The organism is Helicobacter anseris (assembly GCF_003364335.1).
GTDB lineage: Bacteria > Campylobacterota > Campylobacteria > Campylobacterales > Helicobacteraceae > Helicobacter_H > Helicobacter_H anseris.
Genome location: NZ_NXLX01000030.1, coordinates 1 through 12,842 on the forward strand (window position 1 = coordinate 1; position 12,842 = coordinate 12,842).

Genomic DNA, 12,842 nt, shown 5'->3' on the forward strand with positions numbered 1-12,842 from the left:
TTTTTTGGGCAAAAGAAAGAGAGATACTGATAAATTATTACAAGAACAAGGATTGAGCTTTGATATTGATTTTGAGAGAAGATCTCACAAGACAAATGAACAAATTGAAGAAGCTTATAAAGCCTATGGTAAGAATACTATAGATGACTATTACTCTGATGTTATTGAATATAAGGCAGGAGGGGCAAACTAACACCCATATCTTCTATATTTACTATATTTTTGCTATGATTATGTCTTAAAGTTTTTATAACCTCACGGATTTTTTCGTGTTAGGGTTCTGTTATTTTGTGTATCACTATGTATTACATAGGCAAAAGCATTACCTTGCTTGTTAGAAGCAAAACTAGATCCGCCGCTTGGGCAAAATACACTGATTGTCTGGATACGACTTCTTTGTATAAGATAAGGCTCTCAGCCTTTAGTTAGAATGATAAGAATTACTCGCAAGAGGAAAAAAGAAAAAGAATTTCCTCTCGCAAAGAGTGGATTCTTAATAGACTTTTCTCCTTTTACGGGTGAATTTTTATTCACTTGGTTCAAGTTTGATTGATTTTTAAACCTAATTGAATGCCTTTAGGCTAGAAAGGAAAAAGACATAGAAAAAGAACTTCCAAAGCCATAGAATAATTAAAAAAACCTTGCAATGATTCTATTAATCAATTTTGGGAGATATTGATTTCCTTTGATTGACAATATATGGTTACTTGTTTTTTTAATACAAAATGCATAAGTTTTAGTGGTATTAAAAATTGGAATATAAAGTATGGAAGTATTTATAAACTTGGGCAAAAATCAAAAACACTCTAAATTTTACAAAACTTAGAGTGTTTTTGATTGTCAGGAATAAGAAAAAATTATCAAAATAAATTTTATAAAAACTTGTTTTAAATAAGTTGGGTGGGTGAGATGGGAGAGAATGGGTAATAATAATTTTAAAAGTTAAAAATGAACTATCTATTATTTTTTTAGAATGTAGAAGTAAGATTTTCAACCAATAGTTGAGCATTTGCTTGACCCTAGAATTCTATGGTAAATAGAATGGAAAATCTTTTAAGAAGAGAACGCACTAAATAAATAGCTTTGAGTATGCAATCAAACATTATTTAAAAGAATTCTTTGTTGATGTAAAAGATTCTTATATTAAAACAGAGCAATTTATGCAAAGGTTTAGGGCTTAAAAGAGTAGAAAAATCATGACAGATAAGACCCAAGTGACTCTTTTGTGCAAAGAACCTTCATTGCAGCGTATCAAAATTTAAAGAAAACGAGCAGAGTGTTTATTAAACACTATTCATTTCGCCCCTCTGGGGTTTTTTATATTTATACCAAAGCTTATTATGGTAGGTTTTTGTATAGATATTTTTGTGTGTAGCAAAATAATACTAATCTTTTTATATGTATTATGCGTATAGATTTATACATAGTATATGTATAAAATACTACATATACTATGTAACAAAATAGTCAATCACAAAAAAACCAAATCAAGGCTATTGTAATTTATATAGATATTTGTTTTTAAAACTAAGAGATTATATAATTGTAGTAGAGGTTGCCCTAAAGAGGTGGCTTCCTCCTTAGGGTTACCTACTTTCAAATGAAAGGAGGTAATCAAATGAAGATATTAACGGATATCTTGATAGTGATTATATTAGTTTTAATGCTAATAAGTCAAGCCTATTAAGATAAAACCTCTTAGCTCATCTCATAAGCGTGGGCTAGGAGAATATCTTCAACCTCTAGCTTATGTTTTAATACTGCAAAATACATACAAAATAATCATCATTATGCTTTGTAATCTATAATTAAAATGCTTATAAAAGAATATGCAATATACTCATATTTTATTACTTAAAATATATTCTTATTTAAATATATTATGCGTTTAAATTAGAAATATTTTTCATTTGAAAACATCAAAAAAATAACTTATAATTTCTAAAAATTCAAGAAGGATTAAATATGAATTTACTTGGTGCATTAACACTTGCTCCTTTTTTACAAGGTGATAATAACTATTCTGATGAAAGACCAATGACTAGGAGTCAACTTGCCCTAGAAATGGATAATATTCGCTATCAATTTTTGCAAAATACACTAAAAGTTAAAAAAGATGTAATTCTCTGGAAAAAAAACAATTACGCCAGATGAACACCCTAATAAATTATGGGAGGAATATTTATTAAATCCTGGTTTAACTGATGATGGCATTCGCTCCTTGATAATTTATGATAAACAGTATTTTAAAGAGGTATTTGATGATTTAATGAAGGAAGATACTCCTACTATCGGTAGTTTTCCTTTTCCTTGCACCTATACAGCTGATAAGATGAAGAGTGGAGAGATTAATCTAATCATTTTTCAAGATACAAAAACTTATGGTTTTAAATGGAATGATTCTGAACGCTTTGAAGCTAAAGATCCTAATTATCTAGCTTATTTAGAAAGAATTTTTAAAGATAAAGCTTATTGGTATGAGATTGGAATAGATACTTTTAAATTCTATAAAAAACATTTCCCAAATGATTATGAGGAATGCTATAGCACTTATGATCCATTGGAGCAAACAAGATAATCTTAGATAGGCTTTTGCCTACCTTGAGATTATTGTTTGCCTCCACCTCCCATTCCTTGCAAGTAATTATTCGCAGCACCTTTTCCAAAATTACTATCATAAATATCTTTTATCACCATTAAACTATTCTTTATCTTTATTTTGGAACACTTGTTGCTTGAAATATTTTAAATTTTTGAAAAAAAGGATTTGAATATGTTACGATCACTTTGGTCTGGTGTGAGTGGGATGCAAGCACACCAAATAGCACTTGATGTAGAAAGCAACAACATCGCAAATGTTAATACGGTAGGTTTTAAGTATTCTCGTGCCTCATTTGTAGATATGCTCTCTCAAATCAAACTCATCGCAACTTCTCCCTATCAAAATGGCTTAGGAGGTCAAAATGATTTTTCCGTAGGGCTTGGAGTAGGTGTCAATACCACTACAAAAGTTTTTTCTCAAGGTAATACGCAAAATTCTGATGTTAAGACAGACTTAGCAATCGAGGGTGATGGATTTTTTATCATTAGTCCTGATAGAGGCACTACACAAAACTTCACAAGAGATGGACAATTTTTATTTGATGCAAATGGAAATCTTGTAACTAATGGTGGATATGTCGTGCAAGGATGGGTTAAAGGCGATTTGAAAAATGCTTCAAAAATGAGTGAAGATGATTTCTTCAAAGTTGATAATACAGGTCCATTACAAAATATCCAAGTAGATCCTGCGATGGTAATGCCTGCAAGATCAAGCACAAAAGTTACTATGAGAGCAAACCTTACTGCAGGAAGACATGCTGATCAAATTGCAAATATCTTTGCTTTAGATTCTGCAACAAGAACAGCTTCTGATGGAATCAATCCTATTTATGATTCAGATTCTCAACTCACACAAAAAGCAGAAGATTTTGCAGCACTCTTCAATCAAAATGGCGATGCTTTTGCGCTTACAGAAAATCAAGGTATCTGGGTAAGCTACAAAACCTCTGAAATGCGAAATGAAATTATTGATAGCGATGAGGAAAGTAGCATTGAAATCAATGACACTAGAATTACTTTTACTAATGATTCTGCAGTCAGTGGTGTATCTTCTCTCATAGCTGCGCAAAATGCTATCAATTCTGTCAAAAATAAAACAGGTGTTGAAGCATATATCGATAATGGACTTTTAAGATTAGAAAACAAAAATGAGCTTGATGGTGATGAGGGAGTGAAAAACATCAGAATCACAGCTTCAGGAACAGGTGCATTTGCAAATTTTATCGAAGGTGATGCAGATATTACAGCATTTAGATATCGCTATACAAAATCTGTAAGTCCAGATTCTGGAACAGGTCAGTTTAGAACTACTGAGGATTTAAGAGCATTGATGCAATATGATGCCAACCTCATCAAAGATCCTACACAACCTTATGATGATCAGACAGCAAGCGTATCTGTAAAAGTAAATCAATATGGTATGTTTGAAATTCAAAACAAAGATAATGGAGATGGAGTAAAACAAAATCTCAATATTTTTGTAAGTGGCTATGCTTCAGAAAATGTCACAAACAATGTTTTATTCAAGGAAACAATGAGAGGTTTAAATACAGCTTCACTAATTGAAGGTGGAATTGCAAGTATGACATCAAAAATAGGACACGCGATACACACTTCAAGTGTTGATATCATCGATAGTCTTGGAACAAAACATACAATTAGATTTGAGTTTTATAAAAGTGGAGAATCTGAGTGGAATTTCAGAGCCATTGTTCCAGAGCCATCAGAACTTTATGGAAGCTCTCCATCAAGACCAAATATCTTTGAAGGCGGAAGAGTAAAATTCAATAGTGATGGTAGTTTGGCAAGTATGAATCCTCAAGTTTTACAATTTGATCCAAAAAATGGTGCAAACTCTCCACAAAGAATCGACTTATCATTCGGAAAAACAGGAGGTTTTGGAGGTCTTACAAGCGTAGATAAACAATCTGAAACTTACGCTATCAGTCAAGATGGTTATCAAGCAGGTGATTTGATTGATGTGAGATTTGATTCTAATGGAACCTTACTTGGTGGTTTTAGCAATGGTAGAACTCTTGCACTTGCTCAAGTAGCACTTGCAAACTTCTCAAATAACGCAGGTCTCCAAGCTGAAGGTGGTAATGTTTTCTCTGCTACTGGAAACTCTGGTCAAGCAATGATAGGTGCTGCAAATACAGGCAGAAGAGGAAGTGTTTCTGGTTCAAAACTTGAGATGAGTAACGTGGATTTGAGTAGAAGTCTCACACAACTCATCGTTGTTCAAAGAGGTTTCCAAGCAAACTCAAAAGCAGTAACAACCTCTGATCAAGTCTTAAATACTTTGCTAAGCTTAAAACAATAAAAGCTTAACTTCTATAATCCGCATTGATTTTAACATATTCATATCCCAAATCACAGCCATAGGCTGTGAATTCTCCATCTGCTATTCCAAGATCACACTCAACCATAAAAGATTCTTTTTGCATTTGTGTGCTTGCTAATTTTTCTCTTTGAACATCAAATAAAATCTCCCCTTTGTCATAGACTAAAACCCCTCCGATTTTAATACTCAATTTGTTTGCATCACACATTACTTGACTTGCCCCTATAGTCGAAGCAATTCTCCCCCAATTAGGATCGCAACCAAAAATTGCAGTTTTTACTAACAAAGAATTGCTTAATGCTTTGGCACATTTTTGTGCCTCAAATACATCTTTTGCACCACTAACTCTAAATCCTACTAATTTTGTCGCCCCTTCTCCATCTGCTACAATATCCTTTGCAAGTTTGTCCATTACCATCAACAATGCTTGCTCAAAAGCCACAGAATCATAAGCTTGGGATAACCCACTTTGCATTAGCATTACCGTATCATTAGTGCTCATATCACCATCTACACTAATTGCATTAAAAGTTTTTTGCACACAAGATTCTAAAATTTTTTGTGCTTCTTGTTCAGGTATTTTTGCATCCGTGCTAATAAAACAAAGCATTGTTGCCATTGATGGTTGTATCATTCCTGCCCCCTTAGCCATAGCACCGATTCTAAAATTTTTTCCATCTTGCAACACTACTTCAAAAGCCACTTCTTTCTCATATCTATCAGTTGTCATAATAGCTTTTGCTGCTCGATTATGAGAAAAATTATCTTTATTTTCAAAAGTAATTTTGTCTAAACTCTCCATAATTTTTTCTTTTGGTAGATAAACCCCTATTACTCCTGTGCTAGACATTATAGGATTTTTGATTTGAGGATATTTTTTTATCAAACATTCCATAACCTCTCTCACATCACTAACCCCTCTCTCTCCAGTCATTGCATTTGCATTTTTTGTATTGATAAGAATAAAGTTGCTTTCTTTATCTTTGACAAATTGATTAAAATACACAATTGGAGCTGCTTGAAAAGTATTTTGAGTAAAGATGGCACAAACCTTGCAAGGATTTTTCATAAAAATATAACCCACATCAAGTTGTTCTTTTTCAGAATCTGATTTTTTTAATCCCGCACTTATACCATCAGCCACAAATCCTTCTGGAGCACACACTCCCCCATCTATTGGAAAAATCTTAAACATTGTATATCCTTAAAAGTTTTTTGTGATTGTAACGGATAAATTCCTCTTTAAATCAAAAAATCTGCATATCTTGCAAACTCCAAATAGGCATAAAAATACCCAAAGCCAGATACAACACTACAAGAGCAATCAAAAAACTACACAAAGGTTCTAAATAAAGTAAAAATCTATCAAGCAAATCTTGATATTTTTCTTCATAATATTTTGAAGCACTCAAAAACATCGCTTCAAGTCTTCCGCTTTTCTCCCCACCTTTTATTAGTCCCAAAGCAATATCATCAAAAATGCCATCATTTTCCAAGGCTTCACTCAATTTATTACCTTTTTGCAATTCTTGAATAATTTGTAAAATTTTTTGCTCTAAAAAAGTATTATCTAAAATCTTTTTACTTATATCTAAACTTTGATTCAAATCATTACCACAACTCTGTAAAAAATGCAGAGCTTGTAAAAAATTGTGATACTTAAAATATAAAATAATTTTTCCAAAAAATGGAATATTTAACAAAAACCTATCGACAAAATGATGAAAGGCAAGATTCTTGGCATACAAATACTTTGATATAAAAATAATTAGCAAAAAAATCACCAATATAAAAATCCCAAATTGATGTAAGAAATTTTCTAAAAAAAGCAAACTTCTTGTAATCCAAGGTAATTCTAAATGATTTTCCATAAAAAAATCCCTAAATTCTGGGATAATAAACAACACACCACAAATAAAAGCGATTGCAATACTCAAAAAAACCACCAAAGGATAAAACAATATTTTTTTGATTTTTTTCTTATACAATCTCTTTTCTTCCATATCCCTTACAATAGTAGAAAAAATCTCTGGCAATCTTGCACTACGCTCCCCTATTGCTATAAGCGTTTTGTATAAAGGATTGATGGAATTTCCAAAAGCCTCAAAACTCTCTGATAATTTTTTACCACTTTTTAAATCTCTTAATACATTTTCTAAAATCTCTCCAAATTTATTAGAGCTATTTTTGATACAAAATTGCAAAATTTCATCAATTGGCATAAAAGAATCAAGAAGTATAGCTATATGCTTAAAACATAAAATCAGCTCATCATCAAAGCTTGCTTTTATCAAACTTTTGCTTGCAACCTCTTTGATATCAATTAAAGCTATTTTATCTTTTTGCAATTTTTGCAAAACTTTTTCTTGTGAATTTTCTTTGAGATAAAGTGTAATGATTTTTGAATCCCTTACCCCAACTATCTTAAATTTTTTCATTTTTTAGTCTAGTAAAATTTTACCTTCATCATATTTTTTAGAAGCATTTTTATCTAAAGTTTCAAAACCTATCAAATCCAAATACTCTTCTAAATTATCTTCCTTGATGGCTCGCTTTACTTCTTTTGATAAAACCAAAACTTCAGTAGCCACCTCTCTACCAACAAAACCTTGAAAATTACAAACTTCACATCCTATGGAAATATATTTTTCTTCCATCTTTTTTTGACAATTTTTACAAGCTTTTTTAAAGAGTCTTTGAGATACAATCATAAGCAATGAGCTTAAAATATTATGCTTACTCATTCCCATATCCACCAATCTATCCAATGCACTTTTAGTATCATTAGTATGCAAAGTAGCAAAAACCAAATGACCCGTTAAAGATGCTCTAAAGGCAAGTTCAAGGGTTTTTAGATCTCTAATCTCACCCACCATAATAATATCAGGATCCTGCCTCAAAACAGCACTCAATGCTTGAGAAAACGAAAAATTACTCTCTGCAACAACTTGAATTTGTGTTGCATAAGGGATTTTATACTCCACAGGATCTTCTAATGTGATGATTTTTTTCTTGCTGCTTTTGAAATTTTCTAAAATTGCATAAAGCGTTGTAGATTTTCCACTACCCGTTGGACCTGTTAATAAAATAATTCCATGCTTTTTAGTAATTTGATCCAAGATTAAATCTAAATGATTTTTTGAAATACCAAGAGAGTGAAGATTGATTTGTTGCTTTTGTTTATGCAAGATTCTCAAAACTAAAGATTGGCCATTGTAAGTAGGAACACAAGAGATCCTAAAATCATATTGCAACGCATTATAAAAAAAGTTAAATCTGCCATCTTGTGATTGTTTAATTTCTGTTATATCTAATTTAGATTCTAATTTTATTTTTAAACAAAGTGCTTCAAAAACTTCTCTCTCAATCTCACAAACTTCACACAATTCCCCATCAATCCTAAAACGAATCCAAGCATTTTCATTAAAATTTTCCAAGTGAATATCAGAAGCATCCATGAGAATTGCTTCTTTTAAAATCAAAGCAAAGAATTCTTTAATATCTGATTGTGATTTATAAATTTTTTCTTGAATATCCAAAAATCTCAAATGATGATAAAAAAATTTTTCACTCAATATCACACAAGAGGGCAATGGATTAAAATATGCACGCAGGATATCTTGCAAAAAAGCAATATCTTTAGTTTCTTCAAGAATTCCTAGATGGATATTTTGCATATCATCTATCACAATTAAGCTTTTAAATTTCTGACAAATTTCCTTACCAAAAATTTTAATATTATCTTTATAAACTCTTAAGTTTTGCATCAATAATGCTCCTGATAATATTTTAAAATTTCAAGTGCTTCTTTTTTATACCCAAGTTTTCTTAAACTTTTTGCATACAAAGTCCAAGCTTCCTTGCTAGATGATTCTATCTGATAAGCCCTATAAGCCCAAAAAAGAGCGCTTTCATAAGATTTTTCATTAAAATAATCTCTAGCAATTTGAATGGCATTTTGATAAGTCAAAGTTCCTGTGATTTTTGTATCTAAAAAATCTTTTGGTTGGGGTAATTTTCCATCTTTTATTTGATAAAAATTTACTTCTTGAAGCACAAAATTTTTATTTTCTTTTTTAACTATAGGGGCAATCTTTTTTCTTTCTTGTTGGGGGAGAAATATAAAAATAATCAATAGCAATAAAACTACCAATAAACATAAAAGTATTGTTAGCAAGGCATTATCTTTTTTCATTCTGCTTCCTCAAATTTAATAATTTTGGGTGTAATCACTATAACCATTTCTTGAGTTTGATTCAAATCTTTTGTATATGAAAAAAGGTATTTTAAAACAGGTATATACCCTAAGATAGGGATTCTTTTTTGTTGTTTCATTTGTAATTTAGAAATCAATCCACCCAAAATAACTTTTTGATCATTTTTTAATCGAACGATAGAAGACATTTGATTTGTAGATAGATTTGGAGGTGCTGGGAGTGCATCAGCTTCATTTTCTATTCTTGAATCTTTTGTCGCAGTGATTGATGGATTGATTTTTAAAATAATATAATCCCCATCAATAGATGGTGTAATATCAAGCAAAACTCCAGAAAATACACTAGGATATTGCTGTTTTGTATTTTGCAATGTCGTTGTATTATTGCTTGTTTGATAGACAAGATTTTGAGTATAGCGAATTACATTTCCGACAGAAATCAATGCAGGTTGATTATTGAGTGTTAAGATTTTTGGATTACTCACTGAACTTACATCTCCATAAGTATTCAAAAATTCTACAATTTTTCCTATACTCAAATCCTGAGAAAAAATATTTACTCCATATGACGCAGAATGATTGCTAAAAGATATCAAAGGATTTTGCTCTATAGCTCCTAAACCCAAATTATAAAGCGAAGACCAATCAATCCCTGTGGTTTTATTATTGTGATGTGTAATTGTTAAAATATTTACATCTATCAATACTTGTGTGCTTAGCTTGTGATTTAATGCTTGGATATATTTTTGTGCTCTTTTAATTTGTGATGGTGTAGCCGTGATGGTAACAAAACCTGATGCCTTGTTGATTGTGATTGGATTAAAATGCTCTTGTGGTAAATACTTATCATTTTCTCTAAAAATTATTTGTTTTAATTCATTTTCAATTTCTCCCCAAAAATCTATGGCATCAAGAGAGTAAATTTTGCTTCCACTTTTATTTGTAAAATCATCTTGCTGATTTGCCATATCAATAGTTCTTTGATAATTATCATTACTCAATATAGGAGAGTTTAATCCTATATTATTTTGTATAGCATCTTGAGAAAAAATAATATTTGTATTACTAGATGCAACTCTAGAAGTGGCTATATAATGGATAAAAAATGTTTTTGTCTGCAATCTTGATACACTCAAAACATTGCCATCAAAGCTATAATTTAAATCAAAAGCCTCAAAACCTATTTTAAAAATTTGATTTAAATTTGCTTTATGAAAGTTTAAAATCATTGTCTTATTTTCTAATATTTTTGCAGAAAAACTATCTTTAAAAACTACACTAAAAAAGCAATCATCTGCTAATTGCTCTAAGATTGTTTTAAAACTCTCTTGTTTGCTAATAGCAATATTAAACTTTTTGTTTTCGCAAGTATTGGCCATCAAACAATAAAAAAAGATAAAAAATACAAAGATTCTACACATCACTAATCCCTTATTTTCAAGATCCACTCTCTTTTCATAGAATCCTCAAGAACAATATTTTGCATATTGATTTTTTTAATCACAAAATTAAAAATATTATCATTGACTCTATACCATTTTCCTCCGATCTTTACTCTAGAATTAAAAATCATTTCTAACTCTAATTGCTCAGGAGTAAAAAATACATTAGGCACAATTCTATTTTTAATCTCGCGTTGCATATTTCCAAAGAGGCTATAAAAGCAAAATAAGCATAAAAATACTTGCCTCAAAAATTCTCCCTAAGAACAAAGATTATTTTAAAATCTATTTTTCCATTTTGCTTATGATACAAATAAAAATCAAGAACAAAATTTTGAGAAAAACTTTCAATCTGATATAAAAAATCCATCACATTTTCAAACTTCTCAAAGCCATCTACTACTACAATATCATCTTTGATAAAAAATTGAATCTTTTCAAAACTTTTGGAAAAATTTTTAAGTGTTTGTATTATTTCTGATGATGCAATAAATTTTTCACTTTCTATATTTTTAGTAGATAATGGCTTTGTATCTTGGAGAGTAAAAAAATATTTTTCCCATTTTTCAAAGTGCAATAAACAAAAAAATACCACAATAATAAAAGTAAAAAATATTTGCCAAAAAATCTTTTCAAAATTGCTTTTTTTGTTCCAAAATTTTTGAAAAGTAAAAAAAAGTTGCATTATTTTTTCCAACCAATATATGCGCAATAAAAATTACTATTTTCTCTAAAAGTGCTATATACAAAATTTTTTACTCTCAATAAGCCATTAACCTCCTGTGCCCATCTCATAAAAAGATCTTGTGATAATGCACACGCTTTTAATCCTAAAACAAAATTATTTCCTTGAGAAACAAACTCAATGTTTTCAAAAAATACATTATTTTCATAGGCTAATTGTGAAAGATTTGCAACCAAAAGATATCTAGAAAAATAAGCTGGGAAAGTATCTGTTTGTTTAAAATTTCTATCTGGATTAGATATGTGATTTTTAAGTTGTATGTCTATATAAAAATCAAATACAACAAACAAAAACATAATAATCAATGGAAGTAAAAAGCTTTTTTTAAATCTCAAAATATTTTGCGATTTAAAAAATAAATCTAGTTTTTTATTTAGACATTTATCAATAAAATTTTTGAGATATTCTTCTCCAAAAACATCTTCATATCTTTGTTGTTTTTCTTTTAATGTTTCATATTTTTGATGCACAAAAATATGACCAATCTCAATATTAAATTCTTCTTTAACCTTTAAAAAACAAGAATAAATATCTGAAAAATTATTATATCTCTGAGCATATAAGATTTTTCCTTGATAAAAAAATACCAAAGTGTTTTTAAAGCAAAAAAGAGTATTTAACAAAAAATGCTCTTCTAAACCAAATGGCAATAAACATTCTGCAATAACTTTGGATTTTAATGGTTTTTGTTTGATAATAACAACAAACAACTCTCTTGCATCAAAACACTCAAATATCTTAAAATCATAGAATCTTTTTAGATCAATAAAACCTTTTTGAATACAATAAGCTTGTATCTTATCCCTATCATTCTCTATATCTTTCAAAAAGACAAAAGAATAATGATTTAAATCTAATATCTCAATATTTTTTATACCATCTCTATCTTTTTTCAATTTACTGCATCTTATCTTTGATTGATTTTCTATCGATTATAACAAAAATGCAATAAAAAGCTAACTTTTAATAAAATTGCTATTTATTAAAAGTTAGCTAATCTTCCAATGAGTTTGGGGCGTGGTTGTTTTATTTTTTTAGAAATAGAAAGAAGTATTATTTTTTCTCCCCAAACTCTTCAATTCTTTTAACTAACTCATGAGGGAATCCTACACGTCTATAAGCTTCAATTCTAGGATCTAGTTTTCTATCAAGTTTTCCTGCTTCAAAGAGTTCATCTAACTCTTCAGGGAAGTAGTAGTAAGGAGCATTGATATAGCCTTGAGGAGGGGTAACTGCCATAATTTTTGAAGCTAGTCTAACGGTATCTTCGGCAAGTTCTATATCATTTTCATTCCAATCTTCACCATAAGGGAAATCAAACGCTGAAGCTTCTGCTCTTCTTTGGGCTAAAAACTTTGCTTTTGCTCTAAACTCTTCTCTGCTCTCTTTGGTGCTTCTAGCTTCTCTAGGGTCTAGGAGTTTTCCTGCTTGAACTTGCTTGTAGAGCTTGTTTGTTGTATCTCCAAGTGCATCATAGACACTAAAATCCATAAT

Annotated in this window: 12 protein-coding genes and 1 pseudogene; 4 read left to right on the plus strand and 9 right to left on the minus strand. The window is 30.2% G+C overall.

Going from position 1 to position 12,842, the window contains the following annotated elements; genetic code table 11:
* From CQA57_RS08190 to flgE, 4 genes are all read left to right on the plus strand, one after another.
* On the plus strand, positions 1–193 hold a 193-nt coding region (locus CQA57_RS08190; protein WP_170126863.1), incomplete at its 5' end, for a hypothetical protein.
* 1,772 nt (positions 194–1,965) lie between these two features.
* Positions 1,966–2,154 carry a hypothetical protein gene (locus CQA57_RS07840; protein ID WP_115579684.1) on the plus strand — a complete coding sequence of 63 codons (189 nt, stop codon included), beginning with the start codon at positions 1,966–1,968 and terminating at the stop codon, positions 2,152–2,154.
* A 67-nt stretch (positions 2,155–2,221) separates the two neighbouring features.
* On the plus strand, positions 2,222–2,578 hold the full coding sequence (locus tag CQA57_RS07845) for a hypothetical protein (protein WP_115579685.1): 357 nt from the start codon (positions 2,222–2,224) through the stop codon (positions 2,576–2,578).
* 195 nt (positions 2,579–2,773) lie between these two features.
* Complete coding sequence (gene flgE, locus CQA57_RS07850) at positions 2,774–4,924, plus strand: flagellar hook protein FlgE (protein WP_115579686.1); 2,151 nt, start codon at positions 2,774–2,776, stop codon at positions 4,922–4,924.
* Positions 4,925–4,928: 4 nt separating this feature from the next.
* Here flgE and argJ read toward each other — a convergent pair whose 3' ends face one another.
* The 9 genes and pseudogenes from argJ to CQA57_RS08195 form a co-directional block, all read right to left on the minus strand.
* On the minus strand, positions 4,929–6,140 hold the full coding sequence (gene argJ, locus CQA57_RS07855; RefSeq protein WP_115579687.1) for a bifunctional glutamate N-acetyltransferase/amino-acid acetyltransferase ArgJ: 1,212 nt from the start codon (positions 6,138–6,140) through the stop codon (positions 4,929–4,931).
* Between the two features lie 52 nt (positions 6,141–6,192).
* Entirely contained in the window at positions 6,193–7,383 is a 1,191-nt protein-coding gene (locus CQA57_RS07860; protein WP_115579688.1) for a type II secretion system F family protein, read from the minus strand.
* 3 nt (positions 7,384–7,386) lie between these two features.
* A complete protein-coding gene (locus CQA57_RS07865; protein ID WP_147288373.1) occupies positions 7,387–8,712 on the minus strand; it encodes a GspE/PulE family protein in 1,326 nt (441 codons plus the stop codon).
* Positions 8,712–9,140 carry a CDC27 family protein gene (locus CQA57_RS07870; protein ID WP_115579690.1) on the minus strand — a complete coding sequence of 143 codons (429 nt, stop codon included), beginning with the start codon at positions 9,138–9,140 and terminating at the stop codon, positions 8,712–8,714. Before CQA57_RS07870 ends, CQA57_RS07865 begins: the two co-directional genes overlap by 1 nt.
* Complete coding sequence (gene mshL / locus CQA57_RS07875; RefSeq protein ID WP_115579691.1) at positions 9,137–10,582, minus strand: pilus (MSHA type) biogenesis protein MshL; 1,446 nt, start codon at positions 10,580–10,582, stop codon at positions 9,137–9,139. Before mshL ends, CQA57_RS07870 begins: the two co-directional genes overlap by 4 nt.
* Before the next feature lie 2 nt (positions 10,583–10,584).
* On the minus strand, positions 10,585–10,854 hold the full coding sequence (locus tag CQA57_RS07880; protein ID WP_115579692.1) for a hypothetical protein: 270 nt from the start codon (positions 10,852–10,854) through the stop codon (positions 10,585–10,587).
* Complete coding sequence (locus CQA57_RS07885; protein WP_115579693.1) at positions 10,851–11,288, minus strand: hypothetical protein; 438 nt, start codon at positions 11,286–11,288, stop codon at positions 10,851–10,853. The genes CQA57_RS07880 and CQA57_RS07885 overlap by 4 nt, the downstream gene beginning before the upstream one ends.
* Entirely contained in the window at positions 11,288–12,244 is a 957-nt protein-coding gene (locus CQA57_RS07890; protein ID WP_115579694.1) for a hypothetical protein, read from the minus strand. The genes CQA57_RS07885 and CQA57_RS07890 overlap by 1 nt, the downstream gene beginning before the upstream one ends.
* A 157-nt stretch (positions 12,245–12,401) precedes the next feature.
* Positions 12,402–12,842: pseudogene (locus CQA57_RS08195) on the minus strand (hypothetical protein); the annotation flags it as partial.

Excerpts from the sequence above, each read along its gene's own strand:
- CQA57_RS07870 (WP_115579690.1), bottom strand. The coding sequence starts at position 9,140 with ATGAAAAAAGATAATGCCTTGCTAACAATACTTTTATGTTTATTGGTA.
- CQA57_RS07860 (WP_115579688.1), bottom strand. The coding sequence starts at position 7,383 with ATGAAAAAATTTAAGATAGTTGGGGTAAGGGATTCAAAAATCATTACA.
- CQA57_RS07865 (WP_147288373.1), bottom strand. The coding sequence starts at position 8,712 with ATGCAAAACTTAAGAGTTTATAAAGATAATATTAAAATTTTTGGTAAG.
- CQA57_RS07885 (WP_115579693.1), bottom strand. The coding sequence starts at position 11,288 with ATGCAACTTTTTTTTACTTTTCAAAAATTTTGGAACAAAAAAAGCAAT.
- flgE (WP_115579686.1), top strand. The coding sequence starts at position 2,774 with ATGTTACGATCACTTTGGTCTGGTGTGAGTGGGATGCAAGCACACCAA.
- argJ (WP_115579687.1), bottom strand. The coding sequence starts at position 6,140 with ATGTTTAAGATTTTTCCAATAGATGGGGGAGTGTGTGCTCCAGAAGGA.
- mshL (WP_115579691.1), bottom strand. The coding sequence starts at position 10,582 with ATGTGTAGAATCTTTGTATTTTTTATCTTTTTTTATTGTTTGATGGCC.
- CQA57_RS07840 (WP_115579684.1), top strand. The coding sequence starts at position 1,966 with ATGAATTTACTTGGTGCATTAACACTTGCTCCTTTTTTACAAGGTGAT.